Genomic DNA, 24,731 nt, shown 5'->3' on the forward strand with positions numbered 1-24,731 from the left:
GCCCCGTACACGGCCGACGCGCGCAGCGGCAACGGCGGCCACGAAGGCGGACGTCCCCCGGGACGGCGCCGCCCGGCACACGGTCTCCGCGAGCGGCGACAGCGGCGGGGTGCGGGGCGTCGCGGCGGGCTGACCGTCCTGTGTGTCCGTCCCCGGCGGGTGGGAGAATGGCATCCGGGCCAGGGGCGATCCATCGGGAGAGGGCAAGTGACGGCGACCATCGCGCAGTCCGTACGACCGGCACGCCGCCGTCCGCGCTCCCCGGGGGCCGGACGTCCGTGGGCGGCGGTGGCCGCCGCGGCCCGGGAGACCGCCGGGCTCGCGCTGCTGCCCGTGGCCCTGCTCGCCGCGACGGTGCCCGCGTCCTTCGCCGGCGGCGGCACGCGCCGCTGGGGCTGGGGGCGCGGCGAGGGCCAGCGCGCCGACGCGCAGGCGGCCAAGGACGCGGCGGCCGCGGCGTTCTACGAGCTGGACACCGCCCAGCGCGACCTGCGGATCTCCATCGAGACGATCAGCGCGGCCGACTCCTCCCCCGCCGCCCGCAAGGCGGCCGCCGACTTCGCGGCCTTCGGGCAGCGCATCGACGAGGTGTCGCACGCCTACATCACCGCCGTCGACTCCCACGACCTCGACCGCGACGACCTGGACGCCGGGGCGGCGGCCCGGGCGCGCACGGATCTGACCCGCGCCAAGGACGAGCTGCTGCGGGTCAAGGCCGACCTGGAGCGGTTCGGGCAGAGCCTGGGCCCGCTGCTGGGTTCGGCCGAGGAGCGGCTGGCGCGGCTCGCGCCCGCGGTCGAGCGGGCCCGGCAGAAGCTCCTGGCCGCGAGCGACGCGCTCGACGCCGTACGGGCCTCGGGCCTGCGCGCCGACGACCTCGCCGCCCGGCTGGCGGCCCTCTCCCCCGAGCTGACCAAGCTCAACCAGGGCGCCGGGCAGCACGGCGTGCAGGAGACCGTCGCCCGCGCGGAGCGGGTGCTGCGCGAGGCCGAGGCCATCCGCGACGAGGCCGAGGGCCTGCCGCGGAAGGCGGCGGACATCGACAAGCGGCTCGTGTCGCTGCGTACCCGCGCCCAGGCGATCACCACGCGCGCCGGCGGTGTCGGGCCCGTCCTCAGCGAGCTGCGCCGCCGGTACAGCGCGGCGTGCTGGCAGGACCTCCAGCAGGTGCCCGCGGAGGCGGAGCGCGCCGTCGAGCAGGCGGAGGCGAAGCTGCGGGAGGCGCAGACGGCGCGCGACGGACAGCGCTGGCCGGACGCCCTGGCCGGGCTGTCGACCGTACGGGCCCTGCTGAACACCACCGACGAGGCGGTCTCCGCCGCCGGTGAGCGGCTGCGCCGGCTGGACGAGGTGTCCTTCGACCACCAGAAGGAGGTCGAGCGCACCCGCTTCGCCGTGCGGGACGCGCAGCGGCTGGCGATGGCGGGCCGCAGCACGCCGGACCCGCGGCACGCGCGGCCGCTGGACGAGGCGGTGGCCCGCCTGGAGCGCGCGGTGGCCGGCCTGGAGGGACGCCACCCGGACTGGTGGCACTTCCTGCTGGAGAACGAGGCCGTGCGCGACGCGGCGGCGCGGGTGGTGCGGGACATCAGGGAAGCCCGCGGCCACTGAGGGCGCGGGGCTCGGCGAAAGGGGCGGGCCCGGGAAAAATCCGCCCGTTATCCTACGCGCATGCCTCGTTACGAATACCGGTGCAAAGCCTGCGGCGACACCTTCGAGCTCAACCGCCCGATGGCCGAGTCGTCGGCCCCCGCCACCTGCCCCGAGGGCCACTCGGACACCGTGAAGCTGCTGTCGACCGTCGCCGTCACCGGCGCCGCCGCGGCAACCCCCGCTCCCCGTACGGGCGGTGGCGGTGGCTGCTGCGGTGGCGGCTGCTGCGGCTGAGACCGGGCCCGAGGCCGGACCGGTCCGCCGTCAGCCGGTCCGGCGGGAGAGGGTCAGGCCGTCGGCGACCGCCAGCATCACGGAGTCCATGCGCTTGTCGGCGGCCACGTGCTCGTTGAACGCGTGCACCGCCGCGCCCGTGCCTGACGTCTCCAGGGTGAGGACCTCGCCGCTGAAGAGGACGTTGTCGGCCACGATCAGCCCGCCCGGGCGCAGCCGGGGCACGAGCTCCTCCCAGTAGCCGATGTAGCCCTCCTTGTCGGCGTCGATGAAGGCCAGGTCGATGTGCGGCTCGGCCGGCATGGCCCGCAGCGAGTCCAGCGCGGCGCCGATCCGCAGCTCGACGCGGTCGGCCACGCCCGCCTGTTCCCAGGCGTCGCGCGCGTAGGCCGTCCACTCCTCGGAGATGTCGAGGGTGATCAGCCTGCCGTCGGCGGGCAGCGCCTGGGCCATCGACAGGGACGAGAGACCGGTGAAGGTGCCGACCTCCACGATGTGCCGGGCGCCGGTGAGCCGGACGAGGAAGGCCAGCAACGGGCCCTGCTCCCGGGCGATCTGCTTGACGGCGACGCCGGGCAGCGCGCTGTGGGTGAGGTCGACGAGGGAGCGCTGCACCGGGACGAGCGGCGGGTTGTGGGCGAGGACGTACTCGTAGAGTTCCGGGGTCATCCGGATGCCCTTGAACGCGGTCACGCGAAGCTCCTCGGAAAGGGAGGGACGGCCAACGGCCGTGCGACCCACCGAGATTACGCCGCCGCACCGCCGAACGCCCTGAGGATCTCCTCACCCGCCAGCACGCCCCGCGTCTCCAGGGCGGTCACGTGCGGCGCGGTCCAGCCCACGTCCGCGAGTTCGCCGTGGCCCGGGCGCCAGCCGCGGTCGGCGGCGAGCAGCAGGTCCGCGTCGAGCAGGGAGTCGCCGGCGGCCAGCACCTCGGACGCGCCCGTGCGGCGGGCGATCTCGGCGACCGCGGCGCTCTTGGTGAGCGGCTCCGGCACGGCGTAGAGCTTGCGGCCCTGGAGGGAGACGGACCAGCGGCGGGCACGGGCCCACTCGGCGAGCTCCTTCACCCAGCCGTCGGGCAGCAGCGGCCGGTCCACGACGAGATAGGCGAAGAGGTCCTCGGCCGTGCGCTCCTTGAGCAGCCAGGCCGGGTCGGCGGTGCGCGCCAGGTGCGCGCGGACCTCGTCCAGCGAGGCGCACTCGGCGGCCAGGCACCGCTCCACCCGCCGCCGCCAGCCGGTGTCGGACTCGCCGCGTACGAGCAGTTCACCGCCGTTGGCGCAGATCGCGAACTCCGGTACGGGGCCGGGCAGCCGGATGCGGGCGTACTGCTCGCGGGTCCGGGTCGTGGTGGGGACGAAGGCGGCGGTACGGGCCAGGCCGGCGAGGAGTTCCGCCGCGGTCTCCGTCATGTACGAGAGCGGTCTGCTCTCGTAGACCTCGACGCAGAGCAGGCGCGGCGCCCGCGCGTCCGGCATGCCGAGGGCGAGCGCGGCGGCGGAGTAGATGAGGGTGCGGTCGAGGTCGCTGGCGACGAGGAGCGTCACGGGGCGGTCACCGCCGTGCCGTCCGCGCCGGTCGCGCCGCGGGTGTAGCGGGGGTGGATCAGGCCGACGCAGCTGTACGGCAGGCCGTCCACCTCCTCCACCGGGACGCCGCGCTGGGCGGCCAGCAGCCGCACATGGCCGAGGTCCGCGCCCGCGCCCCGGCGGGCGAGGATCTTCCACGGGACGCGGCGCAGCAGGACCCGGGTGGTCTCGCCGACGCCGGGCTTGACGAGGTTGACGTCGTGGATGCCGTACTCCTCGCTGATGCGCTCGACGGCCGCCCAGCCCGCCCAGGTCGGCGTGCGGTCGGCGGCGGCCATGTCCTTGGCGTCGAGGGCGACCTGCTCCTCGACCTCGGGGAAGCGCGCGGTGACGGCGTCGACGAGGTCGCGCGAGACATCGGCGCCCGCGAGCTCGCGGTAGAACTTCGCGCCGTGGAAGTCGTGCGGGCCGACGAGGTCGGCGCGCAGGACCGTACGGGATATCAGGCCCGACACCGTCGAGTTGAGGCACGCGGAGGGGATGAGGAAGTCGTCGCGCGTGCCGTAGGTCTCGACGCAGTGGCCGGGGTCGGCGAGCACGGCGAGGCGGGGGTCGAAGCCCTCGGAACCGGCCAGGGCGTCGGCGAGTTCGCGGGTGATCGCGCCCTTGCCGGTCCAGCCGTCGACGAAGACGACGTCGGCGGGATCGTGGTGGGCGGCCAGCCAGCGCAGCGCCGTGCGGTCGATGCCGCGGCCGCGGACGATGGACACGGCGTAGTGCGGCAGGTCGAGGCCGTACGCGTGCTGTGCCCAGCGGCGCATCAGCACGCCGACGGGAGTGCCCGCGCGGGCCAGGGACACCAGCACCGGGCGCGGCGAGCGCTCCGCCAGCACGGTCTCGGTGACGACGCCGACGGCGCGCGCCATGCGGGCGGCGGAGGTGTCCAGCGCGGCGCGGAACAGCGCCTGGTACTCCGCGCTGGGCTGGTATTCGACGGGCAGCGACTCGGCGTAGTGCGCGCCGCCGCTCTGTATCGCCTCCTCGCGCTCCTCGGTGGGCGCCTCCAGGGTGACGTCGGAGAGGTCCTGGAGCAGCCAGCCGACGTCCCCCGGGGCGTAGGAGGAGAAGGCGGGGCCGCGGAGGGGCTCGGGCACGGTCGGGGCCTCGGGGGTGTGGGAGGGGACGACGGCGAGCAGGACGTGCCCGGTGTGCGGGGCGAGGGCGTCCAACAGCCCGCCGGGGGCGTGCAGTTCGGGGGTGTCGCCGTGCGAGTCGACGACGGCGACGACGGCGTCGAATCCGGCGCCCGCGACGTTGTAGGCGTAGCGGGTGCCGGGGCCGTCGGCGGGCGCGTCGTGGGCGGGGAAGGCGAGGCGCGTGCGGATGGCGTAGCCGGGGTCGTCGACGGCGAGCACGGGCGACCGGGTGGTGGTGGAGAACCGCACGTCGACGGCGGGGACATGGCTTGGGCGGTCCGCGGCGGAGCCGGCCTCGCGGCGGCCTTCGCCGTGGCCGCTCGCTCCGCCGCCCCGCCGCGCGTCGTCGCATCCCCGGACGCGGTTCGCGCGGCCCGTCCCCCGGCACGGCTGGTCCTCCGCCGGGCCGCCGAGCGCGGTCTCCAGCGCGCACGCGAGCCGCAGGGGTGCGTACATCAACTCCTCGTTGCCGAGGACGAGCACGCGCCGGGCGTCGGCGGGGAGCGCTTCCGCGATGCGGGCGGCCATGGCGGGCAATGCCTCTTCCAGGGCCGCGCGGTGGGCGGGTGTGAAGCCGTGCCGGCCGCCGTCGGGGACGCCGGCCGGCCAGTGGAGGCCGACGCGGCGCAAGGTCCCGCGCGGTCGCGGGGGCGGCGGCGCCGCCGGAGCGGACTCGTGCCGTGCCACCAGCTCCCGCCCCCGTTCCAGCACCCCCTCCGGCAGGCGCACCGTGCCGGAGGCGAGGGAGAGGACGTCCACGCGGGCGCCCAGCCCGGCCGCGAAGTCGGTCAGGTGCGCGCGGTCGGCCGGGCCGCGCATGTCGACCAGGGCCACGATCACGTACCGCTCGCGCGGGAAGCGGGCGTGCAGCGCGGTGATCGTGTTGAGGACCGTACGGCCGGTGGAGAACTCGTCGTCGACGAGCACCAGCGGGCCGTCGCCCGACAGCAGCGCGGGGTCCTCCGGCAGCAGCAGGTGGGACGTGGCGTGGCTGTGCTCCTCCTCGAAGCCGCCGACCGGGGTCACACCCGGGACGGGCCGCCGGGTGGAGTGCAGGTACGGCGCGAGGCCGAGGCCGTCGGCGACGGCGTGGCCGAGGCCGGTGGCCGTCTCCGCGTAGCCGAGGACGACGGCGCGCGCCGCCTCCGTGTCACCGAGGAGCGCGCGGACCCGCCGCCCGAGCCCGGCCCCCGAGCCGTGGACCGCGGACGGCGCCACGGGTATGTGCTTGCCGAGCACCTGGGAGACGAGCAGGTGCGCCCGCTTGGGGTTGCGCCGCAGGGCCAGGCCCAGCAGGCCGCGCAGGGCGGCGTCGCCCTCCAGTCCGATGCCGAGCCGGTCCTCGACCCACCGCCCCTGCCACATCACGCGGCCGCCCCGACGCCCGCCGCCAGCAGCTCCACAAAACCCACGTCCTCCCGCGCGACACCGAACACCTCGGCGCGGAGCATGGTCCGCTCCGCCCAGGCCCGGTGCGGCTTCACTTCGTTCATCTTGTTCGTATAGGCGGAGCGCATCACTCCGCCGCCCTCGCGCTCGGGTCGCAGGATGTCCGCGGCGTCGCTGAACTCCTCATGGCTGACCACGGAGAGCGCGTGCACGGGGGCCACGTGGGAGGGGTGGATGCAGGTCTTGCCCTGGAGGCCGTTGGCCCGGTCGAGCTGGATCTCGCGGAGCAGGCCGTCCATGTCGTGCTCGATGAGCGCGGTGCGCAGTTCCTCCGCGGGTCCGGCGAAGGGCGTGCGGCGCAGCTGCGGCTTGAACATCCGCTCGTGCTGTCTGAAGTACTCCCAGACGGGGCCGGTGACGGTGAAGCCGCTGCCGTCCGCGCGGCCGAGGACGTTGACGACGTCGGAGATGACGGAGGCGACGAGCTGGACGTCGTAGGCGGTCATGTCGGGCGCGCGGCGCAGTCCGTACGCCGAGCAGAAGTCCGTCACGCCGAGCCGCAGGGCCAGCACGCGGTCGCGGTACTTGTCGACGGTGCGGGCGATGCCGGCGAGCGTCGCGGTGCGGGTCTCCAGGTGGAGCAGCTCGGGCGATTCGAGCACGGGCATGGCGAACAGCCGCCGCCCGCAGTCGCTCTCGGCCGCGGCGAGCTTCTCCAGGAAGGGGATGCCGCGCTCCTCGGTGAACTTCGGGAGGACGAATCCGGACAACCGCCGCCCGGCCGGGCCGAGCCGCCGGACGAGGTCGGTGATCTGGGCGGGCTCCCGGACCCGGACGAAGAGGAGGGGCAGGGTCCGGCCGGTCGCGGCGAGGTCGTCGAGCACGCGGAGCTGGCGGACGAGGTTCTCCTCGGCGCCGTCCACGTCGGCGTCGCCGATGGAATCCTCCAGGCAGAGCACCATGGAGACCACTCCGCGGTCCGCCTGCTTGACGACGTCCTCGGCGAGGGCGGGCCGGGTGGCGGGGCTGTAGAGCGTGGCGCCGAGGGCGACGGCGAGCGTGGCGGCCGGGGAGTGCGCGTCGAAGGCGGCGGGCTGCCTATGGAACAGCCCATTCCGTATCGAGGGCGCAAGGTGCTCGAAATGCCTCATTACTCTCCCCGTGTCCACGGCTGCCCACCGGACCGTCCAGCCGGAAGCGTGGCCGATTATCGTACGTCCGGGAGGTGGTCAAGAGTTCCCCAAATGCATGAGAATCCGGCCTCCTGGATGGGTGAACATCCCGGACGGCCCCTGCGTTGTCCGCGGCCGGTACGGGAAGGCAGGATTGCGGGCATGACGCACGCCATGCTGAAGGGGTCGAACATCCCGCTGGACGCCCGTAACGTACGGGCCGTCCTGCGCTGGACCCCCGGCCCGGGCATCCCGGACGTGGATGCCTCCGCGCTGCTGGTGGGCGACGGCGGCCGCGTGCGCTCGGACGCGGACTTCGTCTTCTACAACCAGCCCCGCCACCCCTCGGGCGCCGTCCGCCATCTGGCGAAGAAGCGGCTGGTCGAGGGCGCGACGGACTCCGTCGAGGCCGACCTCCACACCCTGGAGCCCTGGGTCGACCGGGTCGTGCTGGCCGCCTCGGCGGACGGCGGGCCCTTCGGGCGCGTACGTGACCTGTGCGTACTGCTGTACGACGCGGGGGCGGCCGGCACCGAGCCCCTCGCGCTCTTCGAGGTGCAGCCGGAGACCGGGGCCGAGACCGCGATGATCTGCGGCGAGCTCTACCGGCGCGGGGAGGGCTGGAAGTTCCGGGCGATGGGCCAGGGCTATGCCTCCGGGCTGGTCGGGCTGGCCACGGAGTTCGGCATCTCGGTCGACGAGTCGGAAGCGGAGCCGGAACCGGCGGCGGCCACCCCGCCGGCGCCCGCCCCGGCGGCGGGATACGGCTATCCCCCGCCGCCGCCCGTCCCGCCGTCTGCGCCCCCGGCCTACGGCTACCCGCAGCGGCAAAGCGCGCCGGACCCCGCCTTCCGCCTTCCGCCGCAGGGCCCGCAGTTCCAGCGGAACCGTTAGCCCGCCGCCGGCCTCACACCTTCGACTTGTAGCCGCGGCCCCACTGCAGGCCCCAGCCGTAGAGCCGGTCCAGCTCCGCCTGGAAGCCGTAGACGTACTTCATCTCGCGGCGCAGGGTGATCTCGCCCTTGGTGTTCTCGATCATCACGACGGCGCACGAGCGGGCCTCGGGGGCGCGTTCGTGGAGCGGGATCTCGATCCGGGGGCCGTTGCCGGGATAGAGCGTCACCATCGCGTGCGTACGGTCGAACGCGGGGGTGCCGTCGTAGATGTAGACGAAGATCAGCAGTCGCTTGATCTCCGCGCGGTGGTCCATGTTGATGTAGATCGTCTCGCCGGACCCGGAGCCGAACCGGTCGTCGCCGCTGAGCTGGACGTACGGCGGACTGTTGAGGCTGCCCAGTATCGAACCGAGGGGCTGGACCACGCCTTTCGAACCGTCCTGCAGTTCGTACATGCAGGCGAGGTCGAGGTCGACGTTGACGAAGGCGGGGCCCTGCGCCTGCACCATCTCGGGCCGGAACTTCCGCAGCGGGTGGCGCAGCCCGTCGCCCAGCGTGCCCCTCTCGTCGAAGGCGGACGTGGTGCGCATCCGCCAGGACAGGTTGACCCGGAGGTTGCCCGTGACGGCGCCCTGCTTGGTGAGCGAGAACGAGGGGTGCCGCTTGGTCAGCTCGACCGCGCCGTTGGCACCGCCGAAGTCGAGCTGCTGTTCGCCCGCACGCCCCCAGTTGCCGAAGAGCTTGTCCCAGATCGCCATGGCTGTGAACCCCCCACCCCAAGTGAACCGAACGGCCGCGGGGCGGCCGCGAGGTGACCCTCACGACCGCCCCGATCAGAGCGTTCCTCAAATGTGCCGGAGTCACACCCCGGAGGAGACCTCGGCCTTGCTGTCCGAGCCGTCGCCCGACGCCATGGCCCTGCGGTTGCGCACCACGGAGGACCAGAAGGCAAGCCCGATCAGCACCACGCCGATGAGCCCGGTGATCACCTCGTTGATCTCGTGCTTGATCGTGACGAGGAGGATGACGGCGAGCGCGCCGATCGCGTAGTGCGCGCCGTGCTCCAGATAGACGTAGTCGTCGAGGGTTCCCTTGCGGACCAGGAAGACCGTCAGCGAGCGGATGTACATCGCGCCGATACCGAGGCCCAGCGCCATCTCGAAGATGTCGTTGGTGATGGCGAAGGCGCCGATGACCCCGTCGAAGGAGAACGACGCGTCGATGACCTCCAGATAGAGGAACATGAAGAACGCGGCCTTGCCGGCGAGACCGACGAGCGCGCCGTTGCCGCTCTTCTTCGCCGTCCGCGCGCCCTCCTCCTCGTCGTCCTCCGCTTCCTCCAGGCGGTCCTCGAAGAAGCCGGAGACACCGCCGACGATCAGATAGGTGACCAGACCTGCGATGCCGGCGAGCAGCACCGTGGAAGCCTTGTCGACCGTGCCCTCACCGCCGTGGACCGGCACCGCCGTGGCGAAGGTGGTGGCGGCGATGAGCAGCACCACGAGCGAGACGACGATGGAGAGGGTGTCCAGCTTGCCCAGGCGGGCGAGCGGCTTCTCCAGCCACTCCAGCCACCTGATGTCCCGGTCCTCGAAGATGAAGTCCAGGAAGATCATCAGCAGGAACATGCCACCGAAGGCCGCGATGGCCGGGTGGGCGCTGGTGACCAGCGACTCATAGCGCTCATGGTCCTGAAGGGCGACCTTGACCGCCTCGATCGGTCCCAGCTTCGCCGTGATGGCCACGATGACGACCGGGAACACCAGCCGCATGCCGAAGACGGCGATGAGGATGCCCACAGTCAGGAACATCTTCTGCCAGAACGGGTTCATCTTCCGGAGGATTCCGGCATTGATGACCGCATTGTCGAACGAGAGCGAAATTTCCAGGACGGAGAGGATCGCGACGACCGCCAGCCCCTGCCACCCCCAGAGAACGCCGGCCAAGGCCAGTCCCGCCGCCGTGATGGCGAACGACCAGCCAAAGGTTTTCAGGAGCACTGGCTACCCAATCCTTCGCTAAGGGGTTCCCCCGCGCCGCGCGCGGCTTTACGAAACGTTGACCCCGAAGTCTAGGGCGATGCCGCGCAGCCCGGACGCGTACCCCTGTCCCACGGCCCTGAACTTCCACTCACCGCCGTAGCGGTAGACCTCGCCGAAGATCATCGCGGTCTCGCTGGAAGCGTCCTCGCTGAGGTCGTAGCGCGCCAGCTCGCTGCCGTCGGCCTGGTTGAGCACGCGGATGTAGGCGTTGCTGACCTGGCCGAAGCTCTGGCCGCGGAGGTCGGCCTCGTGGATGGAGACCGGGAAGACGATCTTGTCGCAGGTGGCCGGGACCTTGGTCAGGTCGACCAGGATGGACTCGTCGTCGCCCTCGCCCTCACCGGTGAGATTGTCACCGGTGTGCTCCACGGAGCCCTCGGGGCTCTTGAGGTTGTTGTAGAAGACGAAATACTCATCGCCGAGGACCCGGCCCGAGGCGCAGAGCAGGGCGCTGGCGTCGAGGTCGAACGGGGCTCCGGTGGTGGAGCGCGCGTCCCAGCCGAGACCCACGGTGACATGGGTGAGATTGGGTGCGGCCTTGGAGAGGGAGACATTGCCTCCCTTGGCGAGCGTGACGCCCATGATCTTGTTTCCTCCCCGAGTTGAACGGTGTCCGATGCACGTCCGGCGCCGCACACCACCGCCCCCGGGAAAACCGGGGAGGGGCATGCGGCGCCGGACGCCGTGCGGCAGTGTCGGTCAGACGTTGACGCCGAAGTCCTGGGCGATACCGCGCAGACCCGAGGCATACCCCTGACCGATGGCGCGGAACTTCCACTCGGCACCATTGCGGTAAAGCTCACCGAAGACCATGGCGGTCTCGGTCGAGGCGTCCTCGCTGAGGTCGTAGCGCGCCAGCTCGGTGTTGTCGGCCTGGTTCACCACGCGGATGTAGGCGTTGCGGACCTGGCCGAAGCTCTGCTGGCGGCCCTCGGCCTCATAGATCGAGACCGGGAAGACGATCTTGTGGACATCGGCGGGCACGCCCGCCAGGTTGACCTTGATGACCTCGTCGTCACCCTCGCCCTCACCGGTGAGGTTGTCACCCTGGTGCTCGACGGAGCCGTCGGGGCTCTTGAGGTTGTTGAAGAAGACGAAATTCTGGTCGTTGGCGACCTTGCCCTGGTCGTTCGTCAGCAGCGCGCTGGCGTCCAGGTCGAAGTCCGTACCGGTGGTGGTACGGGCGTCCCAGCCGAGACCGACGATGACCGCGGTCAGGTTGGGGGCCGCCTTGGTCAGCGAGACGTTGCCGCCCTTGCTGAGACTGACTCCCACGAGTCCTCCATTGGTTCGAGGGGGAGGGCATGACCTGCGCCCCGTTGTGCGATGGCATCGGATCAACGTTTGGATCCTAGTGACCGGTTCCCACCGATTACAGGCTTCTCGCACGGGACTCGCACACCCGCCCCACTCAGAGCGGAACCACGGCTTCCGGGAAGCCGTGAAAAACGCCGAATAAGGGTTCGGCGAGGTATCAGAGCGCCGCGAGCGCCTTGGTGTACTCGTTCAGGTCGCGCGCGTCCGGCAGGCCGTTGACGACGGTCCAGCGGACGACGCCCTCCTTGTCGATGATGAAGGTGCCGCGGACCGCGCAGCCCTTCTCCTCGTCGAAGACGCCGTAGGCGCGGCTGGTCTCGCCGTGCGGCCAGAAGTCGGAGAGCAGCGGGTAGTCCAGGCCCTCCTGCTCGGCGAAGACGCGCAGCGAGAACGGGGAGTCGTTGGAGACGGCCAGCAGCTGGACGTCGTCATTGGCGAACTTCGGCAGCTCGTCGCGCAGCGCGCACAGCTCGCCGGTGCACACGCCGGTGAAAGCGAAGGGGTAGAAGAGCAGCACGACGTTCTTCTCACCGCGGAAGTCGGAGAGCCGCACGGTCTCGCCGTGCTGGTTCTTCAGCGCAAAGTCCGGAGCCTTGGTGCCGACCTCGATCGCCATGGGTTCGCATCCCTCTCTCGACGGGTGCCGGCCCCGGGGCCCGATCCTCGGCGGCCCCGGCCACCGGCGGTGGTGCGGCCAGTCTGTCACTGCGCCCCCCGGCACATGCACCGCGCCCCCCGGCAGCGGTGCTGCCGGGGGGCGCGGTAGGGCTCTGCGAAGGCCGGCGCTAGCGCTTGGGGGCGACCATGCGGGTGCCGGTCCAGTCCTTGGCCACGCTGATGCTCTTGGTCTGGCTCAGACCCGCGGTCTGCGACGCCTCGCTGATGTCGCTCGGCTCGATGTAGCCGTCGCGGCCGGTCTTGGGGGTCATCAGCCAGATGTCCCCGCCGTCCTCGAGCATGCCGATGGCGTCCACGAGCGCGTCCGTCAGGTCGCCGTCCTCGTCGCGGAACCAAAGGACGACGGCATCGGCCACATCGTCGTAGTCCTCGTCGACGAGATCCTGGCCGGTGATTTCCTCAATGGCCTCGCGGAGTTCCTGATCGACGTCTTCGTCGTAGCCGATCTCCTGGACCACCTGTCCGGGCTGGAAACCCAGCCTGGCGGCAGGGTTGGTCCGCTCCTCCGCGTGGTCCGCGGTCGCGCTCACTTATTGCCTCCTGTCATCTTTCGAGAAAGTGTCTTGTGTTCCCCGCATACGCGAGTCATTGGCCGTAGTCCACACGTGCCGGACCGATCGCGCAAGTACCCGGCCGCCGAGACCGCCGAAACGGTGACGGAAGCGGCTCTCCCACCGCAACCCTCACCATGGAAGGGCACGGGCGGGTGATTCATGCCACAGCATTCTGCCGGGTTTGCGAAGTTGCCCCGTGTGATTACGGCCCACAGGCCCGAACGGCCGTACGCGGGCACCCCCCAAAGGGAGCGTATGGTTGCGATTTGGCCGCCCCCAGGCGGCCACCCCTTGACACGTCGTCTCATGGAGTGGTGGTTACCGCCCGGTAGAGATGACGTATCCGTCGCCGCGGTCCACGATGGGAGCCGACGCGACAGAGCAGCAGACCGTAGTTGACCGCGTGCTGAGCACGACCCGAACACCGAAGGAACAGCGTGGCTTCCGGATCCGATCGCAACCCGATCATCATTGGCGGCCTTCCCAGCCAGGTCCCGGACTTCGATCCCGAAGAGACCCAGGAGTGGCTCGACTCGCTCGACGCAGCCGTCGATGAGCGAGGCCGGGAACGTGCCCGCTACCTCATGCTTCGCCTGATCGAGCGGGCCCGCGAGAAGCGTGTGGCCGTGCCCGAGATGCGCAGCACGGACTACGTCAACACCATCGCCACCAAGGACGAGCCGTTCTTCCCCGGCAACGAGGAGATCGAGCGCAAGGTCCTCAACGCGACCCGGTGGAACGCGGCCGTGATGGTCTCCCGTGCCCAGCGCCCGGGCATCGGCGTCGGCGGTCACATCGCCACCTTCGCCTCCTCGGCGTCGCTCTACGACGTGGGCTTCAACCACTTCTTCCGCGGCAAGGACGAGGGCGACGGCGGCGACCAGATCTTCTTCCAGGGGCACGCCTCCCCCGGTGTCTACGCGCGCGCCTTCCTCCTGGACCGACTGTCCGAGCAGCAGCTCGACGCCTTCCGCCAGGAGAAGTCCAAGGCCCCCTACGGCCTGTCCAGCTACCCGCACCCGCGGCTCATGCCGGACTTCTGGGAGTTCCCGACCGTCTCGATGGGCCTCGGCCCCCTCGGCGCGATCTACCAGGCCCGGATGAACCGCTACATGGAGGCCCGCGGCATCGCCGACACCTCCAAGTCGCACGTGTGGGCGTACCTGGGCGACGGCGAGATGGACGAGCCGGAGTCGCTCGGCCAGCTGTCCATCGCCGCCCGCGAGGGCCTGGACAACCTCACCTTCGTCGTCAACTGCAACCTCCAGCGCCTCGACGGCCCGGTCCGCGGCAACGGCAAGGTCATGCAGGAGCTGGAGTCGCAGTTCCGCGGCGCCGGCTGGAACGTCATCAAGCTGGTCTGGGACCGCTCCTGGGACCCGCTGCTGGCGCAGGACCGCGACGGCATCCTGGTCAACAAGCTCAACAGCACCCCCGACGGCCAGTTCCAGACGTACGCCACCGAGACCGGCGCGTACATCCGTGAGCACTTCTTCGGCGACGACCAGCGGCTGCGGAAGATGGTCGAGGGCATGTCCGACGACCAGATCCTGCACCTGGGCCGCGGCGGTCACGACCACAAGAAGATCTACGCGGCGTACGCGGCGGCCAAGGCGCACAAGGGCCAGCCGACCGTGATCCTCGCGCAGACCGTCAAGGGCTGGACCCTCGGTCCGAACTTCGAGGGCCGCAACGCGACCCACCAGATGAAGAAGCTCACGGTCGAGGACCTCAAGCGCTTCCGTGACCGGCTCCACATCCCGATCGCCGACAAGGAGCTGGAGTCCGGCCTGCCGCCGTACTACCACCCGGGTCGCGACTCGGAGGAGATCCAGTACATGCACGACCGCCGCAAGGCGCTGGGCGGCTATGTGCCGAGCCGTGTCGTGCGCGCGAAGCCGCTGGTCCTCCCCGAGGACAAGGTCTACGCGACCGCCAAGAAGGGCTCCGGGCAGCAGTCGATCGCCACGACCATGGCGTTCGTCCGCATCCTGAAGGACCTCATGCGGGACAAGGAGATCGGCAAGCGCTTCGTGCTGATCGCCCCCGACGAGTACCGCACCTTCGGCATGGACGCGTTCTTCCCGTCCGCGAAGATCTACAACCCGCTGGGCCAGCAGTACGAGTCCGTGGACCGCGAGCTGCTGCTCGCCTACAAGGAGTCGCCCACCGGCCAGATGCTGCACGACGGCATCTCCGAGGCGGGCTGCACGGCCTCGCTGATCGCGGCGGGCTCCGCCTACGCCACGCACGGCGAGCCGCTGATCCCGGTCTACGTCTTCTACTCGATGTTCGGGTTCCAGCGCACCGGTGACCAGTTCTGGCAGATGGCCGACCAGCTGGCGCGCGGCTTCGTGCTGGGCGCCACCGCCGGCCGTACGACGCTGACCGGTGAGGGCCTCCAGCACGCGGACGGTCACTCGCAGCTGCTGGCGTCCACCAACCCGGGCGTCGTGTCCTACGACCCCGCGTTCGGTTACGAGATGGCGCACATCGTCAAGGACGGTCTGCGGCGGATGTACGGCGAGAACGCCGAGGACGTCTTCTACTACCTGACGGTCTACAACGAGCCGATCCAGCACCCGGCCGAGCCGGCGGATGTGGACGCCGAGGGCATCCTCAAGGGTCTCTACCGCTTCAAGGCGGGCGAGAAGGGCGACATCCCGGCGCAGATCCTCGCCTCCGGTGTGGCCGTGCCGTGGGCCGTCGAGGCCCAGCGGATCCTCGCGGACGAGTGGAACGTCAAGGCGGACGTCTGGTCGGCGACCTCCTGGAACGAGCTGCGCCGTGACGCCATCGAGGTGGAGGAGTACAACCTCCTGCACCCCGAGGAGGACATGCGCGTCCCGTATGTGACGTCCAAGCTCGCCGCCGCCCAGGGCCCGAAGGTGGCCGTGTCCGACTGGATGCGGGCGGTTCCGGACCAGATCTCGCGCTGGGTGCCCGGTGCGTACCAGTCGCTGGGCGCGGACGGCTTCGGCTTCGCGGACACCCGTGGCGCGGCCCGCCGCTTCTTCCACATCGACGCCCAGTCGATCGTGCTGGCGGTGCTCACCGAGCTCGCCAAGGAGGGCAAGGTCGACCGCTCCGCCCTGAAGCAGGCGGTGGACCGCTACCAGCTCCTCGACGTGACGGCCGCCGACCCCGGCGCCGCGGGCGGCGACGCGTAAGCGTCCCCTCCAGTCACCCGCCCTGGGCCCCGGCAGGCATCGCCTGCCGGGGCCCAGGCATGTGCTCAGCTCTCCCAGACCTTGTAGGCCCGGACCGCGTACGGCGACTCCGGCACCCAGGAGCCCGAGGGATACGTCGCGAACTCGCCGGTCTCCGCGCAGGTCGCGCTCTGGTAGGTGGTGACCGGGCGGCCGGTGCGGTTGACGAAGGAGGCGGCGCCGGCGCTCGCCGGTAAGGTCACACAGCTCTCGATGTCGATTCCGGAGAGCTCGCTCGTCGTCCGCACGCCCCTGTAGTCCGTCTTCGGCCACAGACACAGCTGCCCGGCCCCGCACGAGCCGGGCCGCCCCGGGGCCGGCGCGGTCGCGGTCGCGGCGGGCGCGCTCACGAGGGCCAGCCCGGCGGCGGCCCCCGCGGCGAGGGCGGCGAAACGGATCGTACGCATATGCATCACTCCCTGTGATCGGTGACTGCTGCGTCGATCGTGGCCACCCGGGGCGGCCCCTGCCAAGAGGGCCCCGCGAGCGGGGCCCTGATAGGGGAAGACGGCGGTCACCGGGGGAAGGTGCCGGTGGGCTCAGACCATCGCGGCGCCCGCCGCGGCGTCGGCGTTCGCGCCACGCTTGGTGAACAGCGCGAACACGGCGGCGACCAGCGCGATGACGCCGGCGACCGTGAAGGACAGGCTCATGCCTGACACGAAAGTGTCATGCGCCACGCTCGTGATCTTCTCCGCGACCGGGGCCGGGGTGTGCGGCGGCACCGGGGCGATGCCGATCGCGATGAGGTCGGAGCCCTGGGACAGCTGGTCGTGCGAGACCGGCGGGAGCCCGGCGTCGGCCCACTTCCCGGGCAGCAGGTGATCGACGCGGGCGGCCATGACCGCGCCCAGCACCGCCGTGCCGAGCGAGCCGCCGACCTGCATGGCGGCCTGCTGGAGGCCACCGGCCAGACCGGCGTGCCGGAGCGGGGCGTTGCCGACGATGACCTCGGTGGCGCCCACCATGACCGGCGAGAGACCGAGGCCGAACAGCGCGAACCACAGCGACATGATCGCCGTGCCGGAGCCGGTGTCCAGCCGAGCGGTGCCGAAGCAGGCGGCCGCGGTGAAGAGCATGCCCACGACCAGGGGGATACGGGGGCCGAACCGGGTGATCACCGCGCCCGCCGTGGGCGCCCCGATGATCATCATGCCGGTGAGCGGCAGCAGGTGCAGACCGCTGTCGACCGGGCTCATCCCGTGCACGTTCTGGAGATAGAAGGTGACGAAGAACAGGCCCCCGATGAAGGCGAAGGCCATCAGGACCATCAGGACCGTGCCCGCGGTCAGCGGCACGGAGCGGAACAGGCCGAGCGGCAGCAGGGGTTCGCGGACCCTGGTCTGCCAGACGGCGAAGGCCACGAAGGCGAGCAGCGCCACGCCCAGGAAGGTCAGGGTCCTGGAGTCGCCCCACTGCCAGGTGGGCGCCTTGATGACGGCCCAGACCAGGCAGAACATGGCCCCGGAGAGCAGCGCGATGCCCGGCAGGTCGAAGGACTCGGGCGCCTTCTCGGGCCGGTGGTCCCTGAGGATGATCAGGCCGAGGACGAGCGCGAGGACGCCGACGGGGACGTTGACGTAGAAGACCGACTGCCAGTTGACGTGCTCGACGAGCACGCCGCCGAGGATCGGTCCGGCGGCGGTGGAGGCGCCGATGACCATGCCCCAGATGCCGATGGCCATATTGAGCTTCTCGGCCGGGAAGGTGGCCCGGAGCAGGCCGAGCGCCGCCGGCATCAGCAGGGCGCCGCACAGGCCCTGGAGCACCCGGAAGCCGACGATCATCGAGACGGTGTCGGAGAGGGCGATGGCGCCGGAGGCGGCGGCGAAGCCGGTGGTGCCGATGAGGAAGGTCAGCCGGTGGCCGAAGCGGTCCCCCAGCTTGCCCGCGGTGATCAGGGCGACCGCGAGGGCGAGGAGATAGCCGTTGGTGATCCATTGGACGTCGGCGAGCGAGGCGCCGAGGTCCCGCTGAATGGCGGGGTTCGCGACAGCGACGATGGTGCCGTCGAGCGTGACCATCATCACGCCGATCGCGACGGAGAGCAGTGTCAGCCAGGGATGGCCCCGTAACCCCTTCCGGGGCCCGAGGTCCGGCGTCGCGTCGGCGACGGTGGTCTGAGACATCATATTTCGAGATTATGGCAGCGTCTGACAGTTGACCAGCGGTTTCATGAGACGGCCGCTGCCAGATCGGTCACAGCTATCCTGAGCAGCCGAAACGCGGGTGAGGAGAGGCGTCGATGCGTGCGATCGAGGATGTGGCGGGACCCGAGGCACTGCCCGGGCTGCGCGAGCGGAAGAAGCGCCGCACCCGGGACACCCTGATCCGCTGCGCCCTCGAACTGTTCGCGGAGAAGGGCTTCGAGGGCACGACCGTCGACGAGATCTCCGACGCCGCCGATGTCTCCCAGCGCACCTTCTTCCGCTACTTCGCGAACAAGGAGGAGGTCGCCCTGGCGGTGCAGGACTCGGTCGAGTCCTTCTTCTTCAGCCGGCTGCTCCTGCGGCCCGCCTCCGAGGCGCCGCTCACCGCGCTGCGCAACGCCGTGCTCGCCTCCTGGGACAGCGTGGGCGAGGCCATCGAGGCGGTCGTGCCTCTGGAACTGCACATGCGTACCTACCGGATGATCGAGTCGACCCCGCAGCTGTTCGCCGCCCATCTGCACCGCCTGGCCGGGCTGGAGGAACAGCTCGCGCGGGAGATCGCCCGCCGCGAGGGCCTGGACGTGCGGACCGACCCCAGACCCCAGGTGCTGGTGGCCGCGTTCGGCGGCGTGATGCGGGTGACCGGCAAGCTCTGGGGCGAGCGCGGCAACGCCGGGCTGGACGAACTCCGGGAGATCACCACGGAGTATCTCGACCGGCTGGGACCGGCGTTGGCGGAAAACTGGCGCAACTGATCGTCAAGCGCAAACGAGTGCACAATCACCCTCGTTTCAAACGTGAGATGACTCACTGACTTCACGGTCACCGCCGGCTTTCTCCTAGGGTGTTCGGCGGTGACTTCTTTCCCGGAGCTCGGCTCCCCCTCCGCCCCGTGGACGACCACGACCGCTGTGTGGCGCGCGCTGCTCGCACTGGCCGTGGTCTTCGTCATGCTCGCGACCACCGGCTGGACCGCCGTCAGAAGCCACAGAGCGGGCGAGGACGTGCGGGCCGCGTCGCTGAGCGCGTGGCTGCACGGCTCGATAGCCGGACGCCCGCTGCCGGACCCCACGACGGCACCCGACGCCCTGGCCCGCTTCTTCGGCTCCCTCACCGGCGCCCAGCGCGAGCAGCTCGCCGACCGCTACCCCCTCGTCGTCGGCAATCTCGACGGCGCCCCGCTCACCCTGCGCTACCACGCCAACCGGGTCGCCCTCGACCAGGCGCGCAAGGTGGAGAAACACCGGATGCGCGAGAGCGACCTGAAACCCGCCGGCCGCCAGGACGCGGAGCGGCGCATGCACCGCTTCGCATCGCTCATGGGCGACGACCGGCAGATCCTCGCCTTCGACCCCACGGGCGCCGGCCGGGTCGCCGAGGTCACCGGCGACCTCGAGCACGCCGAGCGCGTCTCCGTGGTCGTGCCGGGCGTCGACACCAACGTCCTCACCTTCGAGAAGACCCAGCGCGCGTACACCGCGCCCGAGGGCATGGCCCGCTCCCTCTACGACGCCGAGCGGAAGACGAGCCCCGGCACCCGCACCGCCGTCATCGCCTGGGCCGACTACACCTCGCCCGCCGGGGTCGGCATGGACGCCGCCACCGGCAAGCTCGCCACCGAGGGCGCGCTGCGCCTGCGCTCGCTCGTGCGGGGCCTGCCGGGCACCGCGCCCGTCTCCCTCTTCTGCCACAGCTACGGCTCCGTCGTGTGCGGCGTCGCCGTGCGCGACATGTCCCCCCGGGTCACGGACGTGGCCGTCGCGGGCAGCCCCGGCATGCGTGCCGACCACGTCTCCGAGCTGCGCACCAGCGCCCGGATATGGGCGATGCGCGACCCCGACGACTGGATCCAGGGCGTTCCCCACCTGGAGGTCGGCGGCCTCGGGCACGGCGCGGACCCGGTCTCCGCGGGCTTCGGCGCGCGCCTGCTGTCCTCGCGCGGGGCGCAGGGGCACGCGGGCTACTTCGAACCCGGCACGACGAGCCTGGCCAACTTCGCCGGCATCGGCGTCGGCGTCCCCGCCGCGGTCAGCTGCGCCAAGGCGTCCAGCGGCTGCGCGGACGATCTCTCGTAGACCCCCTCGACGGCGCGGAAGGCGGGGCCGCGTCAAGGGGGGCGGGCGCGAAACCCCGGGAAATATTTGCCCACCGGACGGGAGCACGTCACTTTGACGCGCGTAGCGACGAGCGGCCGACCGCCGCATACGATGAGCCGCATGGGTGATGTGCTGGCCGGTTTCCACGCCGCCTGGGAGTTCGGCACCGACTCCGTGCTCATCCGCTTCGAACGGGGGATCCGCACACCGAAGCTGTTCCAGGCTCTCGGCGAGCGCCGCGTCCCTTACGAAGCGCTCGCGGCCGTCGAGCTGGCCCCGGGGAAGCGCGGGACGGTGGTGCTGCGCGCTGTGCCCAGACCGGGCGCCGACCCGCTGATGGACGCCGCCGCCGGACAGCTCAAGGAGGGCTGCGACCCCTACCGCCTGGTGCTGCCCGAGGAGCGCGACGCCCTCGCGGGGTACTACGCCGACGAGATACGGTCCGCGCTCGGCCCGTACGCCGCCGAACCCGCCGAGCGCCACCTGGTGACCGCCCCCGCCCCGCCCCTGTCCTTCAAGGCGTACGACGGCAAGGCGTCCTTCGACGGCGCGGCCGTGGCCTTCCGCTGGTTCTGGACGGGCGCCTCCTCCGCCAAGTGGAAGGCGGGCGACCAGCGCTTCCCCGTCGACGAGCTGTCCGGCGTCGAGTGGCGCTCCCCCGACGCGGCGGGCGGCTGCCTGCGGCTGGTGCGGCGCGGCCACGCCCCCGACGCATACCCCGGCGAGGCCGACCAGGACCCGGCGGCGGTCGTCTTCGGCATGGGCTATGGGCTCGTCCACGAATCCCTCCCCTTCGCGGCCGCGGTCCTGGAGGCCGTACGGTCCACCACGCCGGTGGCCGCGCTGCGCGTCCCGGCGGCCCGCCCCGACCCGGGCGGCATCGCGGACCGCATCCGCCACCTGGGCGCGCTGCACGACGCGGGGCTGCTGACGGACGACGAGTTCACGTCGAAGAAGGCCCAGCTGCTGGCCGAGCTGTGAGGCGGCGGAGGCGTCACTGATACCTGGGTACGACGCCACGGTCCACACCCCGGTGTGACGTCCGGGCGCCCCTACGGCGCCTACGCTGAGGGCGTCATGATCCAGTCGCCGCCGCTGCGCTTCCTGCGCGAGCTCTTCACGCCCGTCGGCCCGCCGACACCCCTCCTCGGCCAGGCCAGGCGGCGGTGGGTGCGCCTCCTGCCGTACGCCGTCGCCGTGGTGTTCGTCGCGATCCTGCTGCCCGTCACCGGCACCGTCCTGGTCCGGGAGTACGGGCTGGACACCGGCCTCGCCGTCGTCCTCGCCTTCCTCCAGGCCGGGCCGCTGTTCTTCGCCGTGCGGCGGCCGCTGCTCGCGTGGGCGGTCGTCCTCGCCGCCGACGTCGTGGGAGCGGCCGCGCTGCTCGGGGTGCCGGCGCGCGCGGAACACCCCTGGCCATGGCCGCCGATGGAGATCATCGGCATGCTCCTGCTGATGCTCGCCGTCGGGCTGCGCGAGCGGCCCCGCACGCTGGTGGCCGTGTGGACGCTGACCTTCGCGGCGAGCGTGGCCCTGCGGAGCGTCGCGCCCGGCCGCAGCTCCGCGGTGTGGGTGGCGCTCGTGGTGATCGGCGGCGTGCTCATGCTGCTCGGCGGCGCGCTGCGCGGCCGGGGCGACGCCCGGCGGGCGCTGGCCGAGCAGGAGACGATCAGCGAGGCCGAGCGCGCCCGCCGCACCCTGCTGGAGGAGCGCGCCCGGATCGCCCGCGAGCTGCACGACGTGGTCGCCCACCACATGTCGGTGATCACCGTGCAGGCCGACAGCGCCCCGTACCGCATCGCCGGGCTGCCGCCCGGGGCGAGCGAGGAGTTCGCCGCGATCGCCTCCACCGCCCGGGAGTCGCTGACCGAGATGCGGCGGCTGCTGGGCGTCCTGCGCAGCGAGGACACCGGCGAGGAACCCGGCGGCGAGCGCGCGCCGCAGCCGGGGGTCTCGCGCATCCCGCAGCTCGTCGAGGCGACCGTGCGGTCCGGGCAGCCCGTGGAGCTCACGGTCGGCCCGGAGGTGGCGGCCGCCACCACAGCCCTGCCGCAGGCCGTGGACCTCTCGGCGTACCGCATCGTGCAGGAGGCCCTGGCCAACGCCGTGCGGCACGCGCCCGGTGCGAGGACCCGGGTGTCGGTGTCCGTCTCCGCGGAAAGCCTGATGGTGCTCGTCGTCAATGACGCGGTGGCGGAGCCGGACGCCCCGCTGGAATCCTCCGGCACCGGCCACGGCCTCGTCGGGATGCGGGAGCGGGTCCGGCTGGTCGGCGGCTCGCTCGACACCGGGCCCCTGCCGGAGGGCGGCTACCGGGTGGCCGCCCGGCTGCCGTTCACCGGGCACGACTGACGCGCCGCCGCCCTCAGGCCCCTCCGCAAGCAGCGCTCCGAAAGGGAAGCACCCACCGCATGACCATCAAGGTGATCATCGTCGACGACCAGGCCATGGTGCGGGCGGGCTTCGCCGCGCTGCTCGCCGCGCAGTCCGACATCGACGTCGTCGGCGACGCGCCCGACGGGCGGCAGGGAGTCGAACTCAGCCGCCGCGCGCACCCCGACGTGGTGCTGATGGACGTCCGGATGCCGGAGATGGACGGGCTGGAGGCGGCCCGGCAGCTCCTCGACCCCCCGCCCGGGGTCACACACCGGCCGAAGGTGCTGATGCTGACGACCTTCGACGTCGACGACTACGTCTACGAGGCGCTGCGCGCGGGCGCGTCCGGCTTCCTGCTCAAGGACGCGCCCCCGGCCGACCTGATCTCGGCGGTGCGGGTCGTGGCGGCGGGCGAGGCGCTGCTCGCCCCGTCCGTGACCCGCCGGCTCATCGCGGACTTCGCGCGGCAACGGCCCGCGCGGCGCCGGGATCCGGCCTTGCGGCTGCGCGGCCTGACGCCGCGTGAGACCGAGGTGCTCGAACTCATCGCGCGCGGGCTCTCCAACCAGGAGATCGCCGCGTCCCTGGTCGTGGCGGAGCAGACCGTCAAGACGCACATCGGCAGGGTCCTGGCGAAGCTCGGCCTGCGCGACCGGGCGCAGGCCGTGATCTTCGCGTACGAATCGGGGCTGGTGGCCCCGGGCGACGGCCGGTAACCGGCGCCCGGGGCACGTCCCTTACTCCCGGCCCGCCGACGCGAAGGACATGTCCGGGTAGCGGTCGCCCGCCACCTGGGCGGCGATCGGCTCCAGAGCCGTCAGCTCCTCGCCGGTCAGGACGACGCGCGTGGCGGCCGTGTTCTCCTCCAGGCGGGAGCGCTTGCGCGTGCCCGGGATCGGAACGACCGTCAGGCCCTGGACGGCGGCCCGCTGCTGGACCCAGGCCAGGGCCACCTGAGCCGGCGTGAGCCCGCGTGCCTCGGCGATCGCGCGCACCGGCTCCAGCAGGGCGGCGTTCACCGCCGCGTTGTCCCCCGTGAAGCGCGGCTGGTTGCGCCGCCAGTCGTCGTGCGCCAGATCCTTGTCCGCGTTGACGAACGAGCCGGTCAGGAAGCCGCGGCCGAGCGGCGAGTACGGCACGAGGGCCACGCCGAGCTCACGCGCCGCGGGCACCACGCCCGCCTCGATGTCCCGGCTGAACAGCGACCACTCCGACTGCACCGCGGCGATGGGGTGCACGGCGTGGGCGGCGCGCAGTTCGGAGCCGGTGACCTCGCTCAGGCCCAGGTGGCCGACCTTGCCCTCGGCGACCAGCTCGGCCATGGCGGCGACGGTCTCCTCCATGGGCACCTCGACGTCACGGCGGTGCATGTAGTAGAGGTCGATGTGGTCGACGCCCAGCCGGCGCAGGCTGCCTTCGACGGACTCGCGGATGTAGGCGCGGTCGTTGCGGATGGCCTGGTACGACGGGTCGTCCTCGCGCCGCACGATGGCGAACTTCGTGGCCAGCGTGACGCGGTCGCGGTGGGCCCGGACGAAGGGCGCGATGAACTCCTCGTTGCGGCCGAAGCCGTAGACGTCGGCCGTGTCGAAGAGGGTGACGCCCACCTCGAGCGCCCGCTCAAGCGTCGCCCGCGCCTCGGCCTCGTCGGTCGGGCCGTAGGCGTGGCTCATGCCCATGCAGCCGAGCCCCTGCACGCCGACCTCGGGACCGTCGGTGCCGAGCTTCGCGGTGGTGATCGTGTCGTTGCTGCTCATCAGCGTTCAGACCCCTTCGGACGCCCGGCGTCGGGCGTCGGCGTAATTGTCGATCTTGTAGTCGAGCACGTCGAGCGTGCTCCGCAGCTCCGCGATGCGGCGCCGCACGTCGTCGCGGTGCGCGCTCAGCAGCCGTTCGCGTTCGGCGACGGTGTGTTCGCCCTCGCGGACCAGCTGGGCGTAGCGCACCATGTCGGCCACCGGCATCCCGGTCAGCCGCAGCCGGCCGACGAGGTCGAGCCAGTCCAGGTCGCGATCGGTGTAACGGCGCTGGCCCGTGTGCGAGCGGTCCACGTGGGGCATCAGCCCGATCCGCTCGTACCAGCGCAGGGTATGCGCGGACAGCCCGGTGTACTCGGCCACCTCGCTGATCGTGTGGCGCTCGCCCCGCGGCCGTCCGGGCCGCGGCCCCGGCGCGCAGGGCTTGCCGTCACCGAGCACTTCCGCCGGCGCGTGGTCCACAACGGTCATACGGATCCC

Annotated in this window: 23 protein-coding genes; 9 read left to right on the forward strand and 14 right to left on the reverse strand. The window is 71.8% G+C overall.

All coding sequences use genetic code 11. From position 1 onward, the window contains the following. The first annotated feature begins 288 nt into the window (after positions 1–288). Both ACH427_RS02355 and ACH427_RS02360 read left to right on the forward strand, forming a co-directional pair. Positions 289–1,611 (forward strand): hypothetical protein, encoded by a 1,323-nt coding sequence (locus ACH427_RS02355; RefSeq protein ID WP_398867505.1) that lies wholly within the window; start codon positions 289–291, stop codon positions 1,609–1,611. Between the two features lie 60 nt (positions 1,612–1,671). After that, entirely contained in the window at positions 1,672–1,887 is a 216-nt protein-coding gene (locus tag ACH427_RS02360) for a zinc ribbon domain-containing protein (RefSeq protein ID WP_398867449.1), read from the forward strand. 30 nt (positions 1,888–1,917) lie between these two features. Here the strand turns inward: ACH427_RS02360 and ACH427_RS02365 are convergent, their stop codons facing one another. Genes ACH427_RS02365 through ACH427_RS02380 form a run of 4 tightly spaced genes read right to left on the reverse strand, consistent with a single transcriptional unit; the run spans position 1,918 to position 7,155 of the window. Next, positions 1,918–2,580, reverse strand: coding sequence for an O-methyltransferase (locus ACH427_RS02365; RefSeq protein WP_398867450.1), 663 nt, complete (start codon positions 2,578–2,580; stop codon positions 1,918–1,920). Positions 2,581–2,633: 53 nt separating this feature from the next. Beyond that, positions 2,634–3,437 (reverse strand): HAD family hydrolase, encoded by an 804-nt coding sequence (locus ACH427_RS02370; RefSeq protein WP_398867451.1) that lies wholly within the window; start codon positions 3,435–3,437, stop codon positions 2,634–2,636. After that, positions 3,434–5,980 carry a phosphoribosyltransferase gene (locus ACH427_RS02375; protein ID WP_398867506.1) on the reverse strand — a complete coding sequence of 849 codons (2,547 nt, stop codon included), beginning with the start codon at positions 5,978–5,980 and terminating at the stop codon, positions 3,434–3,436. The genes ACH427_RS02370 and ACH427_RS02375 overlap by 4 nt, the downstream gene beginning before the upstream one ends. Next, a complete protein-coding gene (locus tag ACH427_RS02380) occupies positions 5,980–7,155 on the reverse strand; it encodes an HpcH/HpaI aldolase/citrate lyase family protein (RefSeq protein ID WP_398867452.1) in 1,176 nt (391 codons plus the stop codon). Before ACH427_RS02380 ends, ACH427_RS02375 begins: the two co-directional genes overlap by 1 nt. A 183-nt stretch (positions 7,156–7,338) precedes the next feature. Between ACH427_RS02380 and ACH427_RS02385 the strand changes: the two genes are divergently transcribed. Then, positions 7,339–8,070, forward strand: coding sequence for a TerD family protein (locus ACH427_RS02385; protein WP_398867453.1), 732 nt, complete (start codon positions 7,339–7,341; stop codon positions 8,068–8,070). Between the two features lie 13 nt (positions 8,071–8,083). Here the strand turns inward: ACH427_RS02385 and ACH427_RS02390 are convergent, their stop codons facing one another. The 6 genes from ACH427_RS02390 to ACH427_RS02415 form a co-directional block, all read right to left on the reverse strand. After that, the gene (locus tag ACH427_RS02390; protein ID WP_398867454.1) at positions 8,084–8,830 is read right to left on the reverse strand and encodes a Tellurium resistance; all 747 of its coding nucleotides are present in this window, start codon (positions 8,828–8,830) and stop codon (positions 8,084–8,086) included. 102 nt (positions 8,831–8,932) lie between these two features. Continuing rightward, on the reverse strand, positions 8,933–10,072 hold the full coding sequence (locus ACH427_RS02395; RefSeq protein ID WP_398867455.1) for a DUF475 domain-containing protein: 1,140 nt from the start codon (positions 10,070–10,072) through the stop codon (positions 8,933–8,935). A 48-nt stretch (positions 10,073–10,120) separates the two neighbouring features. Next, positions 10,121–10,696, reverse strand: coding sequence for a TerD family protein (locus tag ACH427_RS02400; protein ID WP_361529330.1), 576 nt, complete (start codon positions 10,694–10,696; stop codon positions 10,121–10,123). Between the two features lie 117 nt (positions 10,697–10,813). After that, positions 10,814–11,389, reverse strand: coding sequence for a TerD family protein (locus ACH427_RS02405; RefSeq protein WP_301887664.1), 576 nt, complete (start codon positions 11,387–11,389; stop codon positions 10,814–10,816). 199 nt (positions 11,390–11,588) lie between these two features. Further along, complete coding sequence (locus tag ACH427_RS02410; RefSeq protein WP_116211479.1) at positions 11,589–12,047, reverse strand: peroxiredoxin; 459 nt, start codon at positions 12,045–12,047, stop codon at positions 11,589–11,591. A gap of 169 nt (positions 12,048–12,216) precedes the next feature. Then, positions 12,217–12,639 carry a DUF3052 domain-containing protein gene (locus tag ACH427_RS02415; protein WP_398867456.1) on the reverse strand — a complete coding sequence of 141 codons (423 nt, stop codon included), beginning with the start codon at positions 12,637–12,639 and terminating at the stop codon, positions 12,217–12,219. A 461-nt stretch (positions 12,640–13,100) separates the two neighbouring features. Here ACH427_RS02415 and aceE point away from each other — a divergent pair, with 461 nt between their 5' ends. Then, entirely contained in the window at positions 13,101–15,833 is a 2,733-nt protein-coding gene (aceE, locus tag ACH427_RS02420) for a pyruvate dehydrogenase (acetyl-transferring), homodimeric type (protein ID WP_398867457.1), read from the forward strand. Positions 15,834–15,898: 65 nt separating this feature from the next. Here aceE and ACH427_RS02425 read toward each other — a convergent pair whose 3' ends face one another. Both ACH427_RS02425 and ACH427_RS02430 read right to left on the reverse strand, forming a co-directional pair. Then, positions 15,899–16,279, reverse strand: a complete 381-nt coding sequence (locus ACH427_RS02425) for a peptidase inhibitor family I36 protein (protein WP_398867458.1) — start codon at positions 16,277–16,279, stop codon at positions 15,899–15,901. A 132-nt stretch (positions 16,280–16,411) separates the two neighbouring features. Next, complete coding sequence (locus ACH427_RS02430; RefSeq protein ID WP_398867459.1) at positions 16,412–18,004, reverse strand: MFS transporter; 1,593 nt, start codon at positions 18,002–18,004, stop codon at positions 16,412–16,414. 113 nt (positions 18,005–18,117) lie between these two features. Between ACH427_RS02430 and ACH427_RS02435 the strand changes: the two genes are divergently transcribed. From ACH427_RS02435 to ACH427_RS02455, 5 genes are all read left to right on the forward strand, one after another. Further along, a complete protein-coding gene (locus ACH427_RS02435) occupies positions 18,118–18,777 on the forward strand; it encodes a TetR family transcriptional regulator (RefSeq protein ID WP_398867460.1) in 660 nt (219 codons plus the stop codon). Positions 18,778–18,876: 99 nt separating this feature from the next. Next, the gene (locus ACH427_RS02440) at positions 18,877–20,097 is read left to right on the forward strand and encodes an alpha/beta hydrolase (RefSeq protein WP_398867461.1); all 1,221 of its coding nucleotides are present in this window, start codon (positions 18,877–18,879) and stop codon (positions 20,095–20,097) included. A 141-nt stretch (positions 20,098–20,238) separates the two neighbouring features. After that, on the forward strand, positions 20,239–21,099 hold the full coding sequence (locus ACH427_RS02445; protein WP_398867462.1) for a DUF4429 domain-containing protein: 861 nt from the start codon (positions 20,239–20,241) through the stop codon (positions 21,097–21,099). A gap of 96 nt (positions 21,100–21,195) precedes the next feature. Next, on the forward strand, positions 21,196–22,470 hold the full coding sequence (locus ACH427_RS02450) for a sensor histidine kinase (protein WP_398867463.1): 1,275 nt from the start codon (positions 21,196–21,198) through the stop codon (positions 22,468–22,470). A gap of 59 nt (positions 22,471–22,529) precedes the next feature. Continuing rightward, positions 22,530–23,210, forward strand: coding sequence for a response regulator (locus ACH427_RS02455; RefSeq protein WP_398867464.1), 681 nt, complete (start codon positions 22,530–22,532; stop codon positions 23,208–23,210). Positions 23,211–23,231: 21 nt separating this feature from the next. Here ACH427_RS02455 and ACH427_RS02460 read toward each other — a convergent pair whose 3' ends face one another. Next, positions 23,232–24,251, reverse strand: a complete 1,020-nt coding sequence (locus ACH427_RS02460; protein ID WP_398867465.1) for an aldo/keto reductase — start codon at positions 24,249–24,251, stop codon at positions 23,232–23,234. Positions 24,252–24,257: 6 nt separating this feature from the next. Further along, the gene (locus ACH427_RS02465) at positions 24,258–24,722 is read right to left on the reverse strand and encodes a MerR family transcriptional regulator (RefSeq protein ID WP_398867466.1); all 465 of its coding nucleotides are present in this window, start codon (positions 24,720–24,722) and stop codon (positions 24,258–24,260) included. Between the last annotated feature and the right edge of the window lie 9 nt (positions 24,723–24,731).

Source organism: Streptomyces sp. NPDC020379 (assembly GCF_044387105.1).
Classification (GTDB): Bacteria; Actinomycetota; Actinomycetes; order Streptomycetales; family Streptomycetaceae; genus Streptomyces.

Bases quoted from the DNA above. Each gene is read 5' to 3' on its own strand.
- ACH427_RS02360 (WP_398867449.1), top strand. From the start codon at position 1,672: ATGCCTCGTTACGAATACCGGTGCAAAGCCTGCGGCGACACCTTCGAG.
- ACH427_RS02375 (WP_398867506.1), bottom strand. From the start codon at position 5,980: ATGTGGCAGGGGCGGTGGGTCGAGGACCGGCTCGGCATCGGACTGGAG.
- ACH427_RS02380 (WP_398867452.1), bottom strand. From the start codon at position 7,155: ATGAGGCATTTCGAGCACCTTGCGCCCTCGATACGGAATGGGCTGTTC.
- ACH427_RS02385 (WP_398867453.1), top strand. From the start codon at position 7,339: ATGACGCACGCCATGCTGAAGGGGTCGAACATCCCGCTGGACGCCCGT.
- ACH427_RS02390 (WP_398867454.1), bottom strand. From the start codon at position 8,830: ATGGCGATCTGGGACAAGCTCTTCGGCAACTGGGGGCGTGCGGGCGAA.
- ACH427_RS02400 (WP_361529330.1), bottom strand. From the start codon at position 10,696: ATGGGCGTCACGCTCGCCAAGGGAGGCAATGTCTCCCTCTCCAAGGCC.
- ACH427_RS02410 (WP_116211479.1), bottom strand. From the start codon at position 12,047: ATGGCGATCGAGGTCGGCACCAAGGCTCCGGACTTTGCGCTGAAGAAC.
- ACH427_RS02425 (WP_398867458.1), bottom strand. From the start codon at position 16,279: ATGCGTACGATCCGTTTCGCCGCCCTCGCCGCGGGGGCCGCCGCCGGG.
- ACH427_RS02430 (WP_398867459.1), bottom strand. From the start codon at position 18,004: ATGATGTCTCAGACCACCGTCGCCGACGCGACGCCGGACCTCGGGCCC.
- ACH427_RS02435 (WP_398867460.1), top strand. From the start codon at position 18,118: ATGCGTGCGATCGAGGATGTGGCGGGACCCGAGGCACTGCCCGGGCTG.
- ACH427_RS02445 (WP_398867462.1), top strand. From the start codon at position 20,239: ATGGGTGATGTGCTGGCCGGTTTCCACGCCGCCTGGGAGTTCGGCACC.
- ACH427_RS02450 (WP_398867463.1), top strand. From the start codon at position 21,196: ATGATCCAGTCGCCGCCGCTGCGCTTCCTGCGCGAGCTCTTCACGCCC.
- ACH427_RS02455 (WP_398867464.1), top strand. From the start codon at position 22,530: ATGACCATCAAGGTGATCATCGTCGACGACCAGGCCATGGTGCGGGCG.
- ACH427_RS02460 (WP_398867465.1), bottom strand. From the start codon at position 24,251: ATGAGCAGCAACGACACGATCACCACCGCGAAGCTCGGCACCGACGGT.
- ACH427_RS02465 (WP_398867466.1), bottom strand. From the start codon at position 24,722: ATGACCGTTGTGGACCACGCGCCGGCGGAAGTGCTCGGTGACGGCAAG.